This window comes from Hymenobacter miniatus (assembly GCF_016427455.1).
Classification (GTDB): Bacteria; Bacteroidota; Bacteroidia; order Cytophagales; family Hymenobacteraceae; genus Hymenobacter; species Hymenobacter armeniacus.
In genome coordinates this window covers 138,358-159,053 of sequence record NZ_JAELXR010000003.1, presented here as the reverse complement: position 1 = coordinate 159,053, position 20,696 = coordinate 138,358, and the positions used below count along the sequence as shown (strand labels likewise).

Genomic DNA, 20,696 nt, shown 5'->3' with positions numbered 1-20,696 from the left:
CCGCTTAGAATCATTCACTCATTCACCCATTCAGTCATTCGCACTTGTATTAGAAGCGGAAGTGCGAGAAGGCTTTGTTAGCCTCGGCCATGCGGTGGGTGTCGTCTTTTTTCTTGACGGCAGCCCCTTCGCCTTTGGCCGCAGCGATGATTTCGCCGGCCAGCTTGTCCTTCATGGTCTTCTCACCACGACGACGAGCGTATTGAATCATCCACTTGGCACCTACCGAAATGCGGCGGTCGGCACGCACTTCAATCGGCACTTGGAAGGTGGCACCACCTACGCGGCGGCTTTTCACTTCCACGGTGGGCATCACGTTGTTCAACGCTTTGCGCCACATTTCGAGGCCGTTCTCCTTGGTGCGCTGCTCCACGAGGTCGCAGGCGTCATAGAAGATGGTGTACGCCAGGTTTTTCTTCCCATCGTACATCATGTAGTTCACAAAACGGGTTACCAGCGTCTCCTTATACTTAGGGTCCGGCAGCAGAACGCGCTTCTTCGGTTTTGACTTTCTCATGATATGGTATAGTTGTCAGTTGTTTGTTGTCAGTTGTCAGTTGGTCAGCCGATTGAACGACCTAACAACTGACAACTAACAACCAACAACTAAATCATTTATTTCTTTTTACCGGGTGCTGGTTTGCCACCTTTGCCCGTTGCGGCGGGCTGGCCCGGCTTCGGACGCTTGGCGCCGTACTTCGAGCGGCGCTGCGTGCGGCCGTTTACACCGGCGGTGTCCAGGGCGCCACGGATGATGTGGTAACGTACGCCTGGCAAGTCTTTAACCCGGCCGCCACGAATCAGCACGATGCTGTGTTCCTGGAGGTTGTGGCCTTCACCGGGGATGTATGCGTTTACTTCCTTACCGTTGGTAAGGCGCACACGGGCCACTTTGCGCATAGCCGAGTTCGGCTTCTTAGGCGTGGTGGTGTACACACGGGTGCACACGCCCCGACGCTGCGGGCACGAATCAAGGGCGGGCGACTTCGACTTGGTAGTCAAAGCCTCACGGCCTTTCCGTACTAACTGATTGATGGTTGGCATTTAGCGAATGGTTTGTTTGGAGCCGTTTGCCCCTAAAATTTGGCTTGCAAAGGTAAGAGTATTCTGCCGCAATAGCAAACAGACTGAGGATGTTAATTTTTAGCTTCTCGGTTTTGGGCCGAAATCAAAAGCGCCTCCACTGGAAAATGAAGGCGCTTTCGCAGCTAGAGCAATTGGTTCAGCTTAGGCCTCCCCTACTGCGCCGCCGAAGTTCATCGGGTAGCTGGGGGCTTCGCTCTGCATCTTGATGGTGCCGAAAGCGGCTTCAAACCGCTCGATGTTCTCGGTGAGGGCTTGCAGGAGGCGCTTGGCGTGCTCGGGCGTGACGACGATGCGCGCCTTTACCTTGGCCTTAGGCAGGCCGGGCATCATGCGGATGAAGTCAATCACGAACTCGCTGTTGCTGTGCGCAATCATGGCGAGGTTGGCGTATTCGCCTTCGGCCATGGCTTCGGAAAGCTCGATGTTGATGGCGTTGGGGTCTGGGTTTTGGTCGGTTGGTTGCATGATTCTGAGTTATTAAGAAAGCACGAATAATGATGCCGCTATTCGCTCGCTTGGTTTTTTGGGAAGAAAATCAATGTGTAAATCCCAATCAGCATTGGAACAGTAATGAGGAGGATAAACCATCCCATTGCGTCACCAATTATTGGAGGACCTGCAATAGCCAATACTAATGCTACCAAAGCGCCTTTTTTTCTTGTAGAAGATGACTGTCTGTTCAACACCATTACTAGTGCTATGATGAACAGCAAGCCAATTACAATCCAAAGAATCCAAGACATCAATTTGGAGTGTTAGGTGGCAGTACGTAATGAGGTCTGGCGTAAAGTAAAATAGAAAAAGCCGACCGGGATACCCCAGTCGGCTTTTCCATTACAAACCTACGGCAGATTACTCAGCCGACACCTCGCGCTTGCCAGCACGGCTGGGGCGCTTGGCGGGAACGGCCGCTTCGGCCGCCTGGGCGGCTTGGGCAGCTTCCATCTCCTCTTTCGAGCCTACTACCTGACGCGTGTACTCGCGCAAGCCAGTACCGGCCGGGATGAGGTGACCAACGATTACGTTCTCCTTCAGGCCCAGCAACTGGTCGGCCTTGCCACGGATGGCGGCTTCGCTCAGCACCTTGGTCGTTTCCTGGAAGGAGGCGGCCGAGATGAACGAGGCCGTACCCAGCGACGCCTGCGTGATGCCTTGCAGCGTGGGGCGCGAAACGGCGGGCTGGGCATCGCGCACTTGCACGAGGGCAAGGTCGCGGCGCTTCAGGCTGCTGTTCTCGTCGCGGAGGCGACGGGCCGTCACAATCTGGCCGGGCTTCAGGTTGGTCGAGTCACCGGCTTCGGTCACGACTTTCATGTCAATAATCATGTCGTTCTCGGCCATGAAGATGATTTTGTCAATCACCTGATTTTCGAGGAACGACGTGTCACCGGCATCCAGAATCACCACTTTCTGCATCATCTGGCGCACTACCACCTCGATGTGCTTGTCGTTGATTTTCACACCCTGCAAGCGGTACACTTCCTGAATCTCGTTCACGAGGTACTCCTGCACGGCACCGGGGCCCTGAATGTTCAGGATATCGGTCGGCGTGATGGCGCCATCTGACAGCGGCGCGCCAGCGCGCACGAAGTCATTGTCCTGCACCAGAATGTGCTTCGACAGCGGCACCATGTACTTCTTCTTCACGCCGTCTTTCGACTCCACGAAGATTTCGCGGTTGCCACGCTTCACCGAGCCATAGGTTACCACACCGTCGATTTCCGACACCACGGCCGGGTTCGACGGGTTGCGGGCTTCGAAGAGTTCGGTCACACGCGGCAGACCGCCGGTGATGTCGCGGGTTTTGCCCACCGAGCGCGGAATCTTGGCCAGAATGTGACCGGCGGTGATTTTGTCACCGTTTTCCACGTTCAAGTGCGAGCCCACCGGGATGCTGTAGCCTTTCTGGCCTTCCACATCGCCTTTTTTGCCGGGGCGCACGATGATGGACGGGTTCTGGTCCTTGGCCTTCGATTCGATAATTACCTTCTCGCGGTGACCGGTCTGTTCGTCCGACTCCTCGCGGTAGGTAATGCCTTCGGTGATGGCGTCGAACACCACGGTACCGTCGAACTCGGCCAGAATTACGGCGTTGTAAGGGTCCCAGGTATTCAGCTCGGCGCCTTTCTCCACTTCCTGGCCTTCTTTCACCAACATGAACGAGCCGTAGGGCACGTGGTTGGTGGTGAAGACGCGGCCGGTACCTTTCTCCACAATGCGGATTTCGCCCGAGCGGCCCATCACTACGTCAGCCTTACGGCCTTCGGCGTCGGTGCTCGCCACGGTGCGAACGTCTTCGAACTCAACCACACCGGCGAATTTGGCTTTGATGCTCGATTCAACGGCGATGTTCGAAGCCGTACCACCTACGTGGAAGGTACGCAGGGTCAGCTGCGTGCCGGGCTCACCAATCGACTGAGCGGCGATAACACCCACGGCCTCGCCACGCTGCACCATGCGGCCCGAAGCCAGGTTGCGGCCGTAGCACTTGGCGCAGATGCCGCGCTTGCTTTCGCAGGTCAGCACCGAACGGATTTCCACCGATTCGATACCAGCCTGGTCGATGCGGCGGGTCATGTCTTCCTTGATTTCCGAGCCGGAAGTCAGCAGTACTTCGCTGGTGTTCGGGTCCACGATGTCGTGTACCGTCACGCGGCCGAGGATGCGCTCCGACAGCGGCTCCACGATGTCCTCGTTGTCTTTCAACGCGAAGGTCTCGATGCCGCGGAGGGTACCGCAGTCCTGCTCGTTCACAATCACGTCCTGCGACACGTCTACCAGACGACGGGTCAGGTAGCCGGCGTCAGCCGTCTTCAGAGCCGTGTCGGCCAGACCTTTCCGGGCGCCGTGCGTCGAGATGAAGTACTCGATTACATCGAGGCCTTCTTTGAAGTTCGACAGAATCGGGTTTTCGATAATCTCGCCAATCGAGCCTTGCAGCGACTTCTGGGGCTTGGCCATCAGGCCACGCATCCCGCCCAGCTGACGAATCTGCTCGCGCGAGCCACGGGCTCCCGAGTGCATCATCATGTAGATGGAGTTGAAGCCCTGGTTTTCCTTCTCCAGACGGCCCATCAACGTTTCCGTAATCTGGTTGTTGATGCGCGTCCAGATGTCGATAACCTGGTTGTAACGCTCGTTGTCGGTAATCAGACCCATCTGGTAGTTCTGCGTCACCGCGGCCACGTCGGCCTGGGCTTGCTTCACCAGCACGTCTTTTTCCATCGGAATGTTGATGTCGCCCAGACCCATGCTCAGGCCGCCTTTGTAAGCCGACTGGAAGCCCAGGGTCTTGATGTCATCGAGGAATTGCGCGGTGCGAGCCATGCCCGTGCGCTTGAACACTAGCGAGATGATTTGCTGGAGCTTTTTCTTGGTCAGCAGTTCATCCACGAAGCCCACTTCCGTCGGCACCAGTTGGTTGAACAGCACGCGGCCAGCTACGGTCTCGATGACTTTCGTCACGAGGTCGTCGTTCTCGTCGCGTACTTGCGTCCGCACCTTGATGAAGGCGTGCTTCGAGAGCTGGCCTTCGTTGATGGCAATGACTACTTCCTCATCGGAGTAGAACACACGGCCTTCGCCGGCGATTTTCTCATTGTCGGTGCTGCGCTTGCCTTTGGTCACGTAGTACAGGCCCAGAACCATGTCCTGCGACGGTACCGCGATGGGCGCGCCGTTGGCCGGGTTCAGGATGTTGTGCGACGCCAGCATGAGCATCGAAGCTTCCAGGATAGCGGCCGGGCCCAAGGGCACGTGCACAGCCATCTGGTCACCGTCAAAGTCAGCGTTGAAAGCCGTACAAACGAGGGGGTGCAGCTGGATAGCCTTGCCCTCGATGAGGCGCGGCTGGAATGCCTGGATACCCAAGCGGTGCAGCGTAGGAGCACGGTTGAGGAGCACTGGGTGGCCTTTCAGCACGTTTTCCAGGATGTCCCACACCACAGCGTCCTTGCGGTCCACAATTTTCTTGGCCGACTTCACCGTCTTCACAATGCCGCGCTCGATGAGCTTGCGGATAATGAACGGCTTGAAAAGTTCGGCCGCCATGTTTTTGGGCAGACCGCACTCGTGCAGCTTCAACTCAGGGCCTACCACGATAACCGAACGACCCGAGTAGTCGACACGCTTACCGAGCAGGTTCTGACGGAAGCGGCCCTGCTTGCCTTTCAGCATATCGGACAGTGACTTCAGGGCACGGTTGCCTTCGGCGCGCACGGCGTTCACCTTGCGCGAGTTGTCGAACAGCGAGTCAACGGCTTCCTGCAGCATGCGCTTCTCGTTCCGCAGAATCACTTCAGGAGCCTTGATTTCAATCAGACGCTTGAGGCGGTTGTTGCGGATGATAACACGACGGTACAGGTCGTTCAAGTCGGACGTGGCGAAACGGCCACCGTCCAACGGCACGAGGGGGCGCAGTTCCGGCGGAATCACCGGCACCATGCGGATTACCATCCACTCGGGCTTGTTCTCGATGCGGGTGGCGGCGTCGCGGAAAGCTTCTACTACGCGCAGACGCTTCAGGGCTTCCGCCTTACGCTGCTGCGAAGTTTCGTGGGCAGCAGAGTCACGCAACGAGTAGCTCAACTCGTCAAGGTTGATGCGCTCCAGCAGCATGTGCAGGGCATCGGCACCCATACGGGCGATGAACTTGTTGGGGTCCTCGTTGGGCAGCATCTGGTTCTCCCGGGGGAGTTTGTCGATGATGTCCAGGTATTCATCCTCGGTGAGGAAGTCGAGCACTTGCACGCCTTCTTCAGCCAGCGAACCGGGCTGAACAACGACGTACCGCTCGTAATAGATAATCTGGTCGAGCTTCTTGGTGGGCAGGCCCAGCAGGTAGCCGATTTTGTTGGGGAGCGACTTGAAGTACCAGATGTGGGCAACAGGCACCACCAATTCGATGTGGCCCATGCGCTCACGGCGCACCTTTTTCTCGGTCACCTCCACGCCGCAACGGTCGCAGATGATGCCCTTATAGCGAATGCGCTTGTACTTACCGCAGTGGCATTCCCAGTCCTTCACCGGACCGAAAATCCGCTCGCAGAACAAGCCACCCATTTCGGGCTTGTAGGTGCGGTAGTTGATGGTTTCAGGCTTCACCACTTCGCCGGTGCTGCGCTCCAGAATTGCTTCGGGCGAGGCCAGCGAGATAGTGACTTTGGAAAAGTCCTGAACTACTTTCTTGTTTTTTGCGAAAGCCATTTGATTGGGGTTAAGCTAGTAGCTGTTGGCTTTGAGCTGCTTGAATCTTCGCCATTCGCCAGAAGGGCGCAAGTTTTTCAAACAGTTTGACACTTAGAAAAGTGCCTTTGCGAAACAGATAGGTATGTTGAGCAAAGGCACTTTAACAAGGTCGAAAAATTAAAATCTAACCGGCAGAACAGACCGACAAGAAGGCCTTCAATTAAGATTCGCTGGGGTTTTGATGCTGCACTGACCATATCTCGGAACAGCCCCCGCTCCTCTTTCACCGAAGCGTTTTCTCATCTTCTTTTACCAAAGCGGCTCAATCAGCCGCTCGTCTTGTCTGCCGGAAAGCAAGCTTGCTGGTTGCGGCTGAGACTTCCGTCCCGGTCGCAACCAGCGTTTCTCACTATTCCATCGTGATTTCGAGTGCCAAACCACGGAGTTCGTGGAGCAACACGTTGAACGACTCGGGGATGTTCGGCTTGGGCAGAACGTCGCCTTTTACAATGGCTTCGTACGCCTTCGCGCGGCCCACCACGTCGTCCGATTTCACGGTCAGGATTTCCTGGAGGACGTTGGAAGCACCGAAGGCCTCCAGTGCCCACACCTCCATCTCGCCGAAGCGCTGGCCACCGAACTGCGCCTTACCACCCAGCGGCTGCTGCGTGATGAGCGAGTACGGCCCGATAGAACGAGCGTGCATCTTGTCGTCAACCAGGTGACCCAGTTTGAGCATGTAAATCACGCCCACGGTTACCGGCTGGTCGAAACGGTCGCCCGTCAGACCATCGTGCAGGTAAGCACGGCCCCAGTCGGGCAGGCCAGCCTCGGTCAGTTCGCGAGCAACTTCGTCCTCGGTAGCGCCGTCGAAAATCGGAGTCGAATAAGTACGACCCATTTTCAAACCAGCCCAGCCAAGTACGGTCTCGTAAATCTGACCGATGTTCATGCGGCTTGGTACACCCAGCGGGTTCAGCACGATGTCCATCGGCGTGCCGTCGGGCAGGAAGGGCATGTCCTCATCGCGCACGATGCGGGCTACCACACCCTTGTTACCGTGGCGGCCAGCCATTTTATCACCCACCTTCAGCTTGCGCTTTTTGGCGATGTAAACCTTAGCCAACTGCACGATACCGGCGGGCAATTCGTCGCCCACTTCCAAGGTGAAGCGCTGACGCTTGAATTTCGCAGTGATGGTGTTGCGGCGCTTGGCGTAGTTACGCACCAGCTCCAGCACTAGGCCATTCACGCGGGCATCAGCCGTCCAGCCTTCCAGAATCAGGTCCTTGAACAGGTTCACTTCTTCCGGAACAGCGTAATTGCTCTCGTCCTTGTAAGGGTTCTTCTCAGGGAACATGCCCTCAGTGATGTTCTTGCGGTTAAACTTCACGCCCTTGGCAATCATCTCCTCGCCGAAGCGGTGCTTGATGCCCTGCGACGTTTTGCCTTCCAGCAATTGCACCAGCTTATCAATCATGACAGCCTTTACGCCACGCAACTCCTGCGCGTAGGTCGACTTCAAGTCTTCTACTTCCTTCTTTGACTTGGCCCGGAGGTTTTTGTCTTTCTTAGGACGCGAGAACAACTTAGTGCCAATTACCACACCGTTCAAGGAGGGCGGTGCCTTAAGCGAAGCATCCTTCACATCGCCGGCCTTGTCGCCGAAGATGGCGCGGAGCAGCTTCTCTTCCGGAGTCGGGTCCGTCTCACCTTTCGGCGTGATTTTACCAATCAGAATGTCGCCTTCTTTCACCTCGGCGCCGAGGCGGATGATACCGTTGTCGTCGAGGTTGCGCACGGCTTCTTCGCTAACGTTCGGAATTTCCGAAGTCAACTCTTCTTCGCCGCGCTTGGTCTCGCGCACTTCCAGCTCAAACTCCTCAATGTGAATCGAGGTGAAGATGTCGTCGCGTACCACGCGCTCCGAGATGACGATGGCATCTTCGAAGTTGTAGCCCTGCCACGGCATGAATGCCACCTGCATGTTACGGCCCAAGGCGAGTTCGCCTTGATTAGTGCCGTAGCCTTCGCACAGGGGCTGGCCTTTGGTCACCCGCTCGCCGCGCTTCACGAGCGGCGTCAGGTTGAGGCAGGTGTCCTGGTTGGTGCGACGGAATTTGATGAGGTCGTAAGTAATGCGCTCAGCGTCGAAGCTCACCATGATGTCGTCCTCGGAGAGGTCGTACTTCACGATAATCTTGTTAGCATCTACGAAGTCAATCACGCCTTCACCTTCCGACACCACCAGCACGCGCGAATCAGTAGCAATGCGGCCTTCCAGACCCGTACCCACGATGGGAGCCTCGGGGCGGAGCAGCGGCACGGCTTGACGTTGCATGTTCGAGCCCATGAGCGCACGGTTGGCGTCATCGTGCTCCAGGAACGGAATCAGCGAAGCAGCTACCGATACAATCTGGTTCGGGGCCACGTCCATGTAGGAGTACTCCTCAGGGCTAACCACGGGGAAGTCACCTTCGAAACGGCCTTTCACCAGCTCTTGCGTAAGCTTGCCGTTGTCGTCCAGCAGCGAGTTGGCCTGCGCGATGTGGTGGGTGTCCTCTTCCTCGGCGGTCAGGAACTTCACGTTCTCGCTCATGTCTACCTTGCCCGACTTCACGTCACGGTAAGGCGTCTCGATGAAGCCCATCGAGTTCACGCGAGCGTGCACGCACAGCGACGAAATCAGACCGATGTTCGGGCCTTCAGGAGTCTCGATGGTGCAAAGACGACCGTAGTGCGTGTAGTGCACGTCACGTACTTCGAAACCAGCGCGCTCACGCGACAGACCTCCCGGCCCGAGTGCCGATACGCGACGCTTGTGCGTCACCTCAGCCAGCGGGTTGGTCTGGTCCATGAACTGCGACAGCTGGTTCGTACCGAAGAACGAATTAATCACGCTCGACAGGGTGCGGGCGTTAATCAGGTCGACTGGCTTGAAGTCCTCGTTGTCACGCACGTTCATGCGCTCCTTGATGGTACGCGCCATACGAGCCAAACCCACGCCAAACTGGGCGTAAAGCTGCTCACCCACGGTGCGCACACGACGGTTGCTCAAATGGTCAATGTCATCGACAATGGCCTTCGAGTTAATCAAGCCAATCAGGTACTTCACGATGAGAACGATGTCCTCATTGGTCAGCACCCGCGACTCCTGCGCCATGTCAATCTGCAGCTTCTTGTTAATCCGGTAGCGGCCCACCTCGCCGAGGTCGTAGCGCTTATCCGAGAAAAACAGCTTCTGGATGATGTCACGGGCGGTTTCTTCGTCAGGAGCCTCCGTGTTACGGAGCTGGCGGTAAATCTGCTCAACAGCCTCTTTCTCCGAGTTGGAATTGTCTTTCTGGAGCGTGTTGTAGATGATTGCGAAGTCCGCAATGTTCACGTTCTCACGGTGCAGGATGACCGACTTGGCGCCGGCCTCCAGAATCACGTCGATGTCAGCGTCCTCAATCGTGGCATCGCGCTCCAGCAACACTTCGTTGCGGTCGATGGATACCACTTCGCCGGTGTCCTCGTCCACGAAGTCTTCCGTCCAGGTGCGCAGCACCCGGGCAGCCAGCTTGCGGCCCACCACTTTCTTGAGGTTTTTCTTGTCGGCCTTCACCTCTTCCGACAAACCGAACAGGTCGAGAATGTCTTTGTCGGTGCCGTAGCCGATGGCGCGAAGCAGCGTCGTCACCGGGAATTTCTTCTTCCGGTCGATGTACGCATACATCACGTTGTTCACATCCGTGGCAAATTCAATCCACGAGCCTTTGAACGGAATAATACGGGCCGAATACAGCTTAGTGCCGTTCGTGTGCTTGCTCTGGGCGAAGAACACGCCCGGCGAGCGGTGCAGCTGCGATACGATAACACGCTCGGCGCCGTTGATAACGAACGAGCCTTTCACGGTCATGTACGGGATGTTCCCAAGGAACACCTCCTGCTCAATCGTTTCGAAGTCCTCGTTGTCCTTATCATTGCAAATCAGACGCAGTTTGGCTTTCAGCGGAACCGAATAAGTCAAACCACGGTCGATGCACTCGTCGACCGAATATTTCGGCGGGTCGACGTGGTAATCGATAAAGTTGAGCACGAAATTTTCGCGCGAGTCCGAAATCGGAAAGTTCTCGGCGAACACTTTGAACAATCCTTCGTTAGAACGACGCTCAGCAGCGGTTTCCAACTGAAAGAATTCCTGGAACGAGCGCACTTGCACGTCCAAGAAGTCCGGGTACTCAATAACCTTCTTAATCTTGGCGAAATTGATTCGCTCGGCGGCCGTTTTCTTGAGGGCGGCCGTCTGTGCTTTCGGTGTAGCCAATGCGATGGGGATTATAAGATGGACACAGAAGCGTAAAGTGGGAAGCCGGGGTGGCGGCTCATCAGCGGTGCAGCGCACTCCCTAACCACCTGTGCAACAAGGAAGTTAGCTGACATAGCAAAAGCGCGAACCGGGTAGCTCGCGCGGTTGACACGCTACAAACAGGAAAAGACCTGGCTAAGTTGCCAGGTCTAATCCTTATTTGAAGCGGGTCCGGAGATGCTTCAGGAGCAGAAACTACTTAACTTCTACTTCAGCACCGGCTTCCTCGAGTTGCTTCTTCAGCGACTCAGCCTCGTCTTTGGCTACGCCTTCTTTCACCGGCTTGGGAGCACCGTCAACCAGTTCTTTAGCCTCTTTCAGGCCCAGACCGGTCAGGTCTTTCACCAGCTTCACAACAGCCAGTTTCTGGCCACCGGCAGCTTTCAGGATTACGTCGAAGGCGGTCTTCTCCTCGGGAGCTTCAGCAGCAGCAGCGCCGCCACCACCTTGCATCATTACAGGAGCAGCAGCAGCAGGCTCGATGCCGTACTCGTCCTTCAGGATGCCTGCCAATTCGTTTACTTCTTTCACCGTCAGGTTTACGAGCTGCTCAGCGAATGCTTTCAAATCTGCCATTTCTGTAGATTGTTAAAAAAAGTGTTGTTGAAAATTTGTTATTGAAGTCGAAAAAGAGAAGTGGTGCTTAGGCGGCCTCTTTTTCGGAAAGCGTTTTGAGAATACCGGCCAATTTGTTGCCACCGCTCGACAGAGCGGAGATAACGTTCTTGGCGGGCGATTGGAGCAGACCGATGAGTTCACCGAGCAGTTCCTGCTTGCCTTTGATGGTGGTCAAGGTCTCAAGCTGGTTCGAGCCGATGTAGATGCTGGCATCCACGTAAGCACCTTTCAGCACGGGCTTGGGCTCAACACCGCGGGGGTAAGCTTGGGCTTTGTAGAAGTCGCGCAACAGCTTGGCGGGAGCCGAACCGCTCTCCGTGGAGAACAGCACGCCCGACTGGCCTTTCAGCGCGGCATCCATTTCCGACGTGTCGTGGCCGAGGGTGTCGAGGGCTTTCCGGATGAAGGTGTTTTTGTACACCTTGTACTCCAGGCCGCGGTTGAACGCCAGGCGACGGAAGTCGTTGATTTTCGCTACCGACATTACCGAAGCATCGACAATGTAGAACGAGTTGTGCGATTGCATTTTTCCGCTCAACTCATCCACGAGGGCTTGTTTTTCTTCCCGGGTCATGTTTGGTTGGTTTAATTAGCTAGCGGAATTTACTTGGCTGTCTACCGGAACGGCGGGCGACATCGTGCTCGAGAGCGTGATGCTCTTGATGTAGGTGCCTTTCGACGAAGAAGGCTTCAGGCGACCCAGCGTCTGGATTACCTCCAGGGCGTTTTCGGCCAGCATCTTCTCATCGAACGATACTTTACCAACCGAGCAGTGGATGATACCGGTTTTGTCAACTTTGAAGTCGATTTTACCAGCTTTCACTTCTTGCACAGCCTTGGCTACGTCGGTCGTTACGGTGCCCGACTTCGGGTTCGGCATCAGACCACGGGGACCGAGCACACGGCCCAGGCGACCTACCTTAGCCATTACGGCCGGCATGGTGATGATGACGTCGATGTCGGTCCAGCCTTTCTCGATTTTCGAGATATAGTCGTCCAAGCCCACGAAGTCGGCGCCGGCAGCAGTGGCTTCGGCCTCCTTGTCGGGAGTCACGAGGGCCAGTACACGAACGGTTTTGCCAGTGCCGTGGGGCAGGGTGGCCACGCCACGAACCATTTGGTCCGCTTTGCGGGGGTCCACGCCGAGGCGAACGTCGATATCTACCGAGGCGTCAAATTTGGTGTAGGTAATGTCCTTCACCACTTTGGCGGCTTCCACGAGGCTGCGCACTTGCGTCAGGTCGTGTTTGGCAAGGGCTTCCTTGCGCTTTTTGCTTACTTGTGCCATCTGTTCGTTTCTCCGTTTAATTATTCAGCAAAAGGAGAGTCGCCCTTGATGGTAATGCCCATGCTGCGGGCCGTACCAGCTACCTGCTTCATGGCCGACTCTACCTTGAAGGCGTTCAAGTCGGGCATTTTCGTCTCGGCGATGGTGCGGATTTGGTCCCACGTCACAGAGCCCACCTTGTTACGGTTCGGCTCTTTCGAACCGCTCTGCAACTTGGCAGCTTCCATGAGCAGCACCGGAGCCGGGGCCGTCTTCACCACGAAGTCGAACGACTTGTCGGTGTACATGGTGATGAGTACAGGACAAACTTGGCCGGCTTTATCTTGGGTGCGAGCATTGAACTGCTTGCAAAACTCCATGATGTTCAAGCCTTTGCTACCAAGTGCAGGTCCTACCGGCGGCGAAGGGTTCGCGGCGCCTCCCTTTATCTGCAGACGCAGATAACCTCTGATTTCTTTGGCCATTTGATTGATTAGGCTGCGGCTCCTGCGTCGTAACTCGCGCTTGCCTCAGTTGGTATAAACTCCTGTTTGGAAGCCCCGCTAGTTCGGAGTGAATAACTGGCGTGGTATAATTGACGAGGTCAAACCTCTTTTTCTACTTGGGTATAGCTGAGTTCTACCGGCTGCGAACGGCCGAAAATCTTTACGACTACATTGAGCTTCTTGCGCTCTTCAAATACTTCGTCCACGTTGCCCGAGAAGCCGTTGAACGGACCGTCCACCACTTTCACGAGTTCGCCCACTACGTAGGGCTTGTCGAGGGTAGCGTCGGCTTGCTGCTCGGCTTCATCCACGATGCCGAGGATGCGATTCACTTCCGAAATGTGCAGCGGAACTGGTTTATTGTTCGTTGCGTCCTTCTTGTCTTTGTCGCCTAGGAAACCAATCACGCCAGGCGTGCTGGTGATGATGTGGTCAACTTCCCCATGGCCGAGGTCGGCGTGGATGATGATGTAACCGGGGTAGAGGTTGCGCTCACGGACGCGCTTCTTACCGTTGCGCATCTCGAACACCTTTTCTACCGGAATCAATACCTGCGGCACAAGCTCGGTCAGGTTATGCCGGCCGAGCTCTGTTTCGAGGTAGTTTTTGGCTTTCTTTTCCTGGCCGCTCACTGAGCGAACCACGTACCATTTCAATTCGCCCATCTTACTTTACCGACTAGCGAAACGAGTTGTAAAATGCTTTAAGCACCGACTCAAAGCTTACGTCCATGATGCCGACCACAATGGCAAACACAAGCGAACCAACCAGCACGAGACCGGCGCTTTTTTGCAGCTCGGTCGTCGAGGGCCACGTCACGTTGTAGCGCATTTCCTCGATGGTGGCGCGGAAATAATTGCTCAGTTTGTCCATTGGTTGAGAAAAAAACAGCGTTGCCGCTGATAACGACATGGAGCGGGCCAACTGGCCCAGATTGCACGAGTGGAGAGATTCGAACTCCCATCAAAGGTTTTGGAGACCTCTATTCTACCCTTGAACTACACTCGTTTTTAAACATTCCCGCAAAGCGCATTTCGCCAAAGGGAGTGCAAAGGTAAGAGAAACAGCGGACAAAACAAATATGCCCTTCTGTTTCAGCGTAAAAAAGCCGCTCCCGAAGGTTCGAGAGCGGCTTTTTTTACTGATAAGCCGGAGCTTAGTCGAGAACTTCGGTTACCTGACCGGCACCTACCGTACGGCCACCCTCACGGATAGCGAAACGGAGGCCTTTCTCCATGGCCACCTTGTTGATGAGCTCAACGGTGATGGTGATGTTGTCGCCGGGCATTACCATTTCAACGCCCTCGGGGAGGGTGATGATGCCGGTAACGTCGGTGGTACGCAGGTAGAACTGCGGACGGTAGTTGTTGAAGAACGGGGTGTGGCGGCCGCCTTCCTCTTTCGAGAGAACGTACACCTCAGCCTTGAACTTCTGGTGGGGGGTTACCGAGCCGGGCTTGCAGATAACCATGCCGCGACGGATGGCTTCTTTTTCAATCCCGCGGAGCAACAGACCTACGTTGTCACCAGCTTCGCCACGGTCGAGGATTTTGCGGAACATTTCCACACCCGTAACCGTCGACTTCAGGCCGGCAGCAGCGCCCATGCCGAGGATGTCAACCTGGTCGCCCGAGTTGATAACGCCGCGCTCGATACGACCGGTAGCCACGGTGCCGCGGCCGGTAATCGAGAACACGTCTTCAACCGGCATCAGGAAGGGCAGGTCGGTCAGACGAGCGGGAATCGGAATGAACGAGTCAACCGCGTCCATCAGCTCGTTGATTTTGGGAACCCAGTTGGCATCGCCGTTCAGGCCGCCGAGGGCCGAACCCTGGATAACCGGAATGTTGTCGCCGTCGAAGTCGTAGAACGAGAGGAGTTCGCGGATTTCCATTTCCACCAGCTCGAGGAGCTCGGGGTCATCCACCATGTCCACTTTGTTCATGAACACCACCAGCTGGGGAACACCTACCTGACGGGCGAGCAGGATGTGCTCACGGGTCTGGGGCATCGGGCCGTCGGTAGCAGCTACCACGAGGATAGCGCCGTCCATCTGGGCAGCACCCGTTACCATGTTCTTCACGTAGTCGGCGTGACCGGGGCAGTCAACGTGGGCGTAGTGACGGTTCTTGGTGGAATACTCTACGTGAGCGGTGTTGATGGTGATACCACGCTCTTTTTCTTCGGGAGCATTGTCAATCGAAGAGAAGTCACGCTTTTCGGCCAGGCCCTGGTTTGCCAGCACCATGGTGATAGCAGCGGTCAGGGTCGTTTTGCCGTGGTCAACGTGGCCGATGGTGCCGATGTTAACGTGCGGCTTGGACCGGTCGAAATTTTCTTTAGCCATTGTAAAGAGTAAAAAAAGAGGTGGTGAAGTGAATTTGAAGGTAAAAACCGGACCTACACGAAGAAAGCGAGACTCAGCCCCTACTGTAATAGAAAACTGTGCGTCGCTTGCCTGAGAGAACCGTGCCGGCGGCCGGAATATCTCCGACCGCTGGACTTGAACTAATCTGAGCCATTTATGGGATTTGAACCCATGACCTCTTCCTTACCAAGGAAGTGCTCTACCACTGAGCTAAAACGGCTTATTCTGAAAACGTGAGCGGGAGACGAGGTTCGAACCCGCGACCTGCAGCTTGGAAGGCTGCCGCTCTACCAACTGAGCTACTCCCGCAGATGGCATGTAAAAAAAGTGGGGGTAACAGGACTCGAACCTATGAACCCGAAGGAGGTGAGTTACAGTCACCCGCAATTGCCGCTATGCGATACCCCCAGTTTTGGTGCTCCCCGGCCGATTGCTGAGAGGCGAGACCCTTGCGTTTTGGCTAGTGCCGAAGCAGTAGTGTTTCGTAAGGAGTCGCAAAATTAAGGCTTTTCTGACACCGGGCAAGGGATTGCGAAAAAAAAGGCGTCACTTTTTTCGCAAAAATTCGCTTAGGCGCTCCTACATAAGGTTATAGAATGCTTTGAGCCGGTCGTCCGTTTCTTTCTCCCGGATGTTTTGCAGCACGGCTTTCAGGTTTGGGTTGGTCGGCATGAGCAAGGCGAGGCCTTTATAAGCGCCGAGACGAACGTCGTAACGGGAGCCGTTGCGAGCGTAGTCTTCCAGAATTTTGATGCCTTTGTCGCGCTCCACGGGAGGGATGTGGGTCATGAGCGTGCCGAAGGACTGGAAATAGGCGTAGAGGTCATTCTCCCCAACATCGGGCAGCCGGCGCAGGAACCACTGGTACTGGTCGAGGCCGCCGTTGAGGGCGTAGTAGTCGGCAATGGCAGGAATGAGTGATGCTCCGCTGGTGTACTCAATGGCGGCCACCTGTTGGCGGGTGGTGGGCTCGGGCTTTTTGGCCAGCACCCGCAGGGCTGCAGCAGCCACCAAAGCCGAGCTGTCGTTGAGGGCAGCGTTGTAAATGTTGACGTAATTACCGTCGGGGAAGGTAGCCAGGGTGGTGATGGCCTGGGCCCGGACACGGGAGCTCCGGTCGGTGGTGGCGACGCGCTGGATGTCTTTGCGCATGCCTTCGGGCTCGGGGCCGCGATAGCGGCGCAGGTGGTCGAGGGCGAGACGGCGCACGTTCCAGAACTTGTCGTTGAGGGCGTTGCGAAGCAGGCTGCTCACCGACATCTCCGAGGTTTTATTTTGGAGCAGTTCCAGCACTTCGGCTTTCTGCTGGTAGGTGCGGGCGTGGTAGAACTGAAAAACCAATTCGTCTTGGCTGCGCTCTTCGTCGATTTGGGCCAAGAGTTGGTTTTCGCTGTCGAATTTGACCAGCGTGGGTTTCTGGCCGCTGGGTAGGGTAAACGTCTGGTCGGCTTTGGTGACGGTGATGCGGTGCTCGGTGGGCTGGTTGCCGTTGGTCCACACGGCCACGGACACGGGCAGGCGGTAGATGGGCTGAAACAGGGTATCCTGCACCTGCTGCACGCGCAGGGCCACCTGGCCATTGGCGTAGGTATGCGTGATGCGGAGCTCCGGGTGGCCGCGCTGCATGAACCACTGGTTGAAAAACCAGGTCAGGTCTTCGCCGGTGGTTTCCTCGAACGCAGTCCGCAGCTTCGAGATTTCGACGGCGCTTTGCTTGTTCTGGGTCAGGTAGCGGTTGAGGGAAGCGAAGAAGGCTTCGTCGCCCACGTACTTGCGCAGCATGTGCAGCACGCGGCCGCCCTTATCGTAGGAGTGGCGGTCGAACATGTCCTCACGGTTTACATAGCGGTAGCGGATGAGGGGCTCGCGCTTGGCCGTGGCTTCTTCGAGGTAGTTGTTGAGCTTGATTTCCTGGACCAAGCTGGCCTCATCGGCGCCGTACTTATACTCGGCCCAGAGGTATTCGGAATAGTCGGCGAAGGACTCGTTGAGCGGCAGGTTGGCCCACGACTCGCAGGTGACGTAGTCGCCGAACCAATGATGGAAAAGTTCGTGAGCGATGACTGTCTCGCCGGTCTGGTAATTGGCGTCGAGCAATTCGCGCTTGGTGGCTTGGATGCTGCTGCCGTGGGTGGTGGCAGTGGTGTTTTCCATGGCGCCGCTCACGTAGTCGCGCACGGCCACCTGGGCGTATTTCTCCCACGGGTATTCCACGCCCAGTTTCTTGGAGAAGAAATCCAGCATTTCGGGGGTGTGGCCGAAGATGGCGCGGGCAGTGCCGGCGTACTGCGGCTCCACGTAATAGTCGACGGGCTTGCCGTGCCAGGAGTCATTCACCACGGCAAAGTCGCCGACCACCAGGGTGGCGAGGTAGGGTGCGTGCGGCTGGCTCAGCTTCCAAGTGTCGGTGCGGGTGCCGTCGGCGTTGGCGTGCGAGGAAATCAGGCTGCCGTTGGAAAGCGTCTTGAACTGCTTCTCCACCGTCATGCTGATTTCCTGGGTCATCCGCTGGTTGGGCTTGTCGATGGTGGGAAACCAGCAGGAACTGCTTTCCGTCTCGCCTTGCGTCCAGATTTGGCGGGGCTTGTTTTTGTCGGTGCCCAGCGGATTGATGAAATAAAGCCCTTTGTCGGAGGTAATGGCCGCCGAGCCGCCCTGCGGCAGCTCGTTGGGCTTGGCCACGTACACGATGCGCACTTGGTAGGGCATGCTGCGCGGGTACGGGTGGTCGAGGGCAATGACGAGCTTGCGCCGGTTGTAATTGTAGTTGAGGCTCTTGTTCTTTTTCTCGCCCACCAGCTCAATTTTCTGCACGTCGAATCCTTTGGCGTCCAGCACCAATTCTGACTGCGGATAGAAATGCGAGCGCAGGGTAAGGATGGCCGTACCGAGCAGGTACTGCTTCTTATAATCGAACCGAACGTCGAGTTTGGTGTCGAGTACATCCGTCAGGATGGTGGCCGCGGGCTGCAACGGCGCCTCGGCCGGCAACCAGGACGGCACCACCAGCCCGGCCGGCGCGGGGGCCGGCGCCGGAGCAGGAGCCGCCTTTTTATGCACCGGCGCCTTGGCAGCGGGCTTTCCCGTGCCGGGCTTCGCTCCTTGGGCCGCGGCCAGCAGGTGCACAAACAACATCAGGCTGGTGAGGCCCGGAACCAGATACTTCATGCCAACAAGAACGGGCGAAAAACGCCTCAATTTCTGAATTAATTTGAGATTTGGGCTACCTTTAACCCCAGCTTTCCTCCCACCCTATTCGCTTCAGATGCTTCAAATCAGCACCGGCTCCGGTCAACTTTGGGAAGTTGACTACCGCACCGCCGACACCGTCACGCTCAACGGCCAACCTTTTGCCTGGGACCTGGCGGATTTGGGCGAAGGCCGCTTTCACGTGCTGCACGAAGGTCGTTCCTACAACGCGGAAGTTGTATCGGTCGACTTCGCCGCCAAAAACATCGTATTGAAGCTCAACGGCCAGCGCGTGGAGCTCAACGCCAAAGACCGGTTCGACCTGCTGCTCGAGCGCCTGGGCATGAGCAACGCCGCCGCCGCGAAAGTGAACGAACTTAAAGCCCCCATGCCCGGGCTTATCGTAGACATTCGGGTGGCGCCCGGCCAGGCTGTGCAAAAGGGCGACCCGCTGCTGGTGCTGGAAGCCATGAAGATGGAAAACATCCTCAAGGCTCCGGCCGATGGCACGGTGAGCACCATCAAGGTGACCCTGCGCGACAACGTGCAGAAAGGCCAGGTGCTGGTGCAGTTTTCGTAGCCTTCGTTATTATTTCGACATCCTCATTCATTTCGACTTGAAATACAACCGCATCCTCCTCAAGCTCAGCGGCGAAGCGCTGATGGGCCAGCAGCAGTACGGCATCGACGCCGAGCGGCTGATGCAATATGCTTCCGAAATCAAGGCCGTGGCCGCCACGGGCGTGCAAGTGGCCGTCGTGATTGGTGGCGGCAACATTTACCGCGGCGTGGAAGCCGAAGCCTTCGGCCTCGACCGCGTGCAGGGCGACTACATGGGCATGCTGGCCACGGTCATCAACTCCATGGCCCTGCAAAGTGCCCTGGAGAAGCTGGAAGTGAGCACGCGCCTGCTGTCGGGCCTCACCATTCAGCGGGTGTGCGAGCCGTACATCCGCCGCCGCGCCGTGCGGCACCTGGAAAAGGGCCGCGTGGTGATTTTTGGGGCCGGCATCGGTTCTCCTTATTTCACCACCGACTCGGCGGCTTCATTGCGGGCCATTGAGATTGAGGCCGACGTGGTGCTGAAAGGCACCCGTGTGGACGGTATCTACACGGCCGACCCAGAAAAAGACCCGTCGGCCACGCGCTTCACCGAAATCACTTTTGATGAGGTATTGAGCAAAAAGCTGAACGTGATGGACATGACCGCTTTCACGCTGTGCAAAGAGAATAACCTGCCCATCATCGTGTTCGACATGAATACGCAGGGCAACCTGCAGCGCCTGCTGGACGGCGAAGCCATGGGCACGCTGGTGAGCGACGGCAACGCCAACACCCACGCCGGCCGCAAGGCTGCGCTGGACCCCATCAATAGCCTGCTGCAGCCGCTGGTGGGCAACCAGCCGGAGCAAGCCTAATTTTTAGTTGTCAGTTGCTTGCTGTCAGTTGTTAGTTTGTACTGACAAACTGGTGGCCGGCCTGACAACTGACAACCAATAACTGACAACTAAACAAAATGGACGAAGAAATTCAGTTTTACCTGGACGACCTGGTTGAATCGATGGGCAAGGCCCTGGCCCACGTCAACGTGGAAATGAGCCGCATCCGGGCTGGCAAGGCCTCGCCGGCCATGCTCGACGGCATCCGGGTGGACTATTACGGTACCCCCACGCCCATTGGCCAGATTGCGAACATCTCGACGCCCGACGCCCGCTCGCTGTTCATCAAGCCCTGGGAGAAAAACATGATTGCCGAGGTGACCAAGGCCATTCGCAACAGCGACCTGGGCCTGAGCCCGGTGTCGGACGCGGAAGGTGTGCGCCTCAACATCCCGGCCATGACCGAAGAGCGCCGCCGCGACCTCGTGAAACAAGCCAAAAATGAATCGGAAGCCGGCAAGGTTCGCGTCCGCGGCATCCGCAAGGATGTGAACGAAGCGCTGCGCAAACTGCTGAAGGAAGGCGCTTCGGAAGACGCTATCAAAGTAGCCGAGGAAAAGGTCCAGAAAACCACCGACACCTACATTGCCGAGGTTGAAAAGGCGCTCAGCAAGAAGGAATCTGAAATTATGACCATCTGATTTGGCCAATCGACACATGAAAAAGCCCGGCGAGAAATCGCCGG

General features: G+C 56.6%; 17 protein-coding genes and 4 tRNA genes. 3 read left to right on the top strand and 18 right to left on the bottom strand.

Annotated features, from left to right (window positions below):
* Nucleotides 1-49: 49 nt before the first annotated feature.
* The 18 genes from rpsG to JAO73_RS05875 all read right to left on the bottom strand — a co-directional run bounded on the left by rpsG (nt 50) and on the right by JAO73_RS05875 (nt 18,551).
* Nucleotides 50-517, bottom strand: coding sequence for a 30S ribosomal protein S7 (rpsG, locus tag JAO73_RS05960; RefSeq protein ID WP_190925668.1), 468 nt, complete (start codon nt 515-517; stop codon nt 50-52).
* 98 nt (nt 518-615) lie between these two features.
* Nucleotides 616-1,044: a 30S ribosomal protein S12 gene (gene rpsL / locus JAO73_RS05955; protein WP_190925666.1), complete on the bottom strand. Its 429-nt coding sequence runs from the start codon at nt 1,042-1,044 to the stop codon at nt 616-618.
* A 183-nt stretch (nt 1,045-1,227) separates the two neighbouring features.
* Nucleotides 1,228-1,551 (bottom strand): DUF3467 domain-containing protein, encoded by a 324-nt coding sequence (locus JAO73_RS05950; RefSeq protein ID WP_046245258.1) that lies wholly within the window; start codon nt 1,549-1,551, stop codon nt 1,228-1,230.
* Nucleotides 1,552-1,589: 38 nt separating this feature from the next.
* Nucleotides 1,590-1,829, bottom strand: a complete 240-nt coding sequence (locus JAO73_RS05945; RefSeq protein ID WP_198976210.1) for a hypothetical protein — start codon at nt 1,827-1,829, stop codon at nt 1,590-1,592.
* A 109-nt stretch (nt 1,830-1,938) separates the two neighbouring features.
* Nucleotides 1,939-6,291, bottom strand: a complete 4,353-nt coding sequence (gene rpoC / locus JAO73_RS05940) for a DNA-directed RNA polymerase subunit beta' (RefSeq protein WP_198976209.1) — start codon at nt 6,289-6,291, stop codon at nt 1,939-1,941.
* 391 nt (nt 6,292-6,682) lie between these two features.
* Nucleotides 6,683-10,528 carry a DNA-directed RNA polymerase subunit beta gene (gene rpoB / locus JAO73_RS05935; protein WP_410504962.1) on the bottom strand — a complete coding sequence of 1,282 codons (3,846 nt, stop codon included), beginning with the start codon at nt 10,526-10,528 and terminating at the stop codon, nt 6,683-6,685.
* A gap of 291 nt (nt 10,529-10,819) precedes the next feature.
* Nucleotides 10,820-11,200 (bottom strand): 50S ribosomal protein L7/L12, encoded by a 381-nt coding sequence (gene rplL, locus JAO73_RS05930; protein ID WP_196290998.1) that lies wholly within the window; start codon nt 11,198-11,200, stop codon nt 10,820-10,822.
* Nucleotides 11,201-11,267: 67 nt separating this feature from the next.
* The gene (rplJ, locus tag JAO73_RS05925; protein WP_190925655.1) at nt 11,268-11,816 is read right to left on the bottom strand and encodes a 50S ribosomal protein L10; all 549 of its coding nucleotides are present in this window, start codon (nt 11,814-11,816) and stop codon (nt 11,268-11,270) included.
* 15 nt (nt 11,817-11,831) lie between these two features.
* Nucleotides 11,832-12,530, bottom strand: a complete 699-nt coding sequence (rplA, locus tag JAO73_RS05920; protein ID WP_046245264.1) for a 50S ribosomal protein L1 — start codon at nt 12,528-12,530, stop codon at nt 11,832-11,834.
* A 20-nt stretch (nt 12,531-12,550) separates the two neighbouring features.
* Nucleotides 12,551-12,994: a 50S ribosomal protein L11 gene (gene rplK, locus JAO73_RS05915; RefSeq protein ID WP_190925651.1), complete on the bottom strand. Its 444-nt coding sequence runs from the start codon at nt 12,992-12,994 to the stop codon at nt 12,551-12,553.
* Nucleotides 12,995-13,113: 119 nt separating this feature from the next.
* On the bottom strand, nt 13,114-13,680 hold the full coding sequence (nusG, locus tag JAO73_RS05910; protein ID WP_196290995.1) for a transcription termination/antitermination protein NusG: 567 nt from the start codon (nt 13,678-13,680) through the stop codon (nt 13,114-13,116).
* A gap of 13 nt (nt 13,681-13,693) precedes the next feature.
* Nucleotides 13,694-13,888 (bottom strand): preprotein translocase subunit SecE, encoded by a 195-nt coding sequence (secE, locus tag JAO73_RS05905; protein ID WP_190925649.1) that lies wholly within the window; start codon nt 13,886-13,888, stop codon nt 13,694-13,696.
* Nucleotides 13,889-13,952: 64 nt separating this feature from the next.
* Nucleotides 13,953-14,023: transfer RNA gene (locus JAO73_RS05900), tRNA-Trp, on the bottom strand.
* A gap of 148 nt (nt 14,024-14,171) precedes the next feature.
* Complete coding sequence (gene tuf, locus JAO73_RS05895) at nt 14,172-15,362, bottom strand: elongation factor Tu (protein WP_196286000.1); 1,191 nt, start codon at nt 15,360-15,362, stop codon at nt 14,172-14,174.
* 169 nt (nt 15,363-15,531) lie between these two features.
* Nucleotides 15,532-15,603, bottom strand: a tRNA-Thr gene (locus JAO73_RS05890).
* A gap of 16 nt (nt 15,604-15,619) precedes the next feature.
* Nucleotides 15,620-15,692 (bottom strand) — tRNA-Gly (locus JAO73_RS05885).
* A gap of 19 nt (nt 15,693-15,711) precedes the next feature.
* Nucleotides 15,712-15,791: transfer RNA gene (locus JAO73_RS05880), tRNA-Tyr, on the bottom strand.
* A 171-nt stretch (nt 15,792-15,962) separates the two neighbouring features.
* On the bottom strand, nt 15,963-18,551 hold the full coding sequence (locus JAO73_RS05875; RefSeq protein WP_198976207.1) for a M1 family aminopeptidase: 2,589 nt from the start codon (nt 18,549-18,551) through the stop codon (nt 15,963-15,965).
* A 97-nt stretch (nt 18,552-18,648) separates the two neighbouring features.
* Here JAO73_RS05875 and JAO73_RS05870 point away from each other — a divergent pair, with 97 nt between their 5' ends.
* From JAO73_RS05870 to frr, 3 genes are all read left to right on the top strand, one after another.
* Nucleotides 18,649-19,152 (top strand): acyl-CoA carboxylase biotin carboxyl carrier protein subunit, encoded by a 504-nt coding sequence (locus JAO73_RS05870; RefSeq protein WP_198976206.1) that lies wholly within the window; start codon nt 18,649-18,651, stop codon nt 19,150-19,152.
* Nucleotides 19,153-19,189: 37 nt separating this feature from the next.
* On the top strand, nt 19,190-19,990 hold the full coding sequence (gene pyrH, locus JAO73_RS05865) for a UMP kinase (RefSeq protein ID WP_190925640.1): 801 nt from the start codon (nt 19,190-19,192) through the stop codon (nt 19,988-19,990).
* 98 nt (nt 19,991-20,088) lie between these two features.
* Nucleotides 20,089-20,652 carry a ribosome recycling factor gene (gene frr, locus JAO73_RS05860; RefSeq protein ID WP_190925638.1) on the top strand — a complete coding sequence of 188 codons (564 nt, stop codon included), beginning with the start codon at nt 20,089-20,091 and terminating at the stop codon, nt 20,650-20,652.
* Nucleotides 20,653-20,696: the final 44 nt, after the last annotated feature.

Coding starts and splice junctions, on each gene's coding strand:
- rpsG (WP_190925668.1), bottom strand. CDS start 517: ATGAGAAAGTCAAAACCGAAGAAGCGCGTTCTGCTGCCGGACCCTAAG.
- rpsL (WP_190925666.1), bottom strand. CDS start 1,044: ATGCCAACCATCAATCAGTTAGTACGGAAAGGCCGTGAGGCTTTGACT.
- JAO73_RS05950 (WP_046245258.1), bottom strand. CDS start 1,551: ATGCAACCAACCGACCAAAACCCAGACCCCAACGCCATCAACATCGAG.
- JAO73_RS05945 (WP_198976210.1), bottom strand. CDS start 1,829: ATGTCTTGGATTCTTTGGATTGTAATTGGCTTGCTGTTCATCATAGCA.
- rpoC (WP_198976209.1), bottom strand. CDS start 6,291: ATGGCTTTCGCAAAAAACAAGAAAGTAGTTCAGGACTTTTCCAAAGTC.
- rplL (WP_196290998.1), bottom strand. CDS start 11,200: ATGGCAGATTTGAAAGCATTCGCTGAGCAGCTCGTAAACCTGACGGTG.
- rplJ (WP_190925655.1), bottom strand. CDS start 11,816: ATGACCCGGGAAGAAAAACAAGCCCTCGTGGATGAGTTGAGCGGAAAA.
- rplA (WP_046245264.1), bottom strand. CDS start 12,530: ATGGCACAAGTAAGCAAAAAGCGCAAGGAAGCCCTTGCCAAACACGAC.
- rplK (WP_190925651.1), bottom strand. CDS start 12,994: ATGGCCAAAGAAATCAGAGGTTATCTGCGTCTGCAGATAAAGGGAGGC.
- nusG (WP_196290995.1), bottom strand. CDS start 13,680: ATGGGCGAATTGAAATGGTACGTGGTTCGCTCAGTGAGCGGCCAGGAA.
- secE (WP_190925649.1), bottom strand. CDS start 13,888: ATGGACAAACTGAGCAATTATTTCCGCGCCACCATCGAGGAAATGCGC.
- tuf (WP_196286000.1), bottom strand. CDS start 15,362: ATGGCTAAAGAAAATTTCGACCGGTCCAAGCCGCACGTTAACATCGGC.
- JAO73_RS05875 (WP_198976207.1), bottom strand. CDS start 18,551: ATGAAGTATCTGGTTCCGGGCCTCACCAGCCTGATGTTGTTTGTGCAC.
- JAO73_RS05870 (WP_198976206.1), top strand. CDS start 18,649: ATGCTTCAAATCAGCACCGGCTCCGGTCAACTTTGGGAAGTTGACTAC.
- frr (WP_190925638.1), top strand. CDS start 20,089: ATGGACGAAGAAATTCAGTTTTACCTGGACGACCTGGTTGAATCGATG.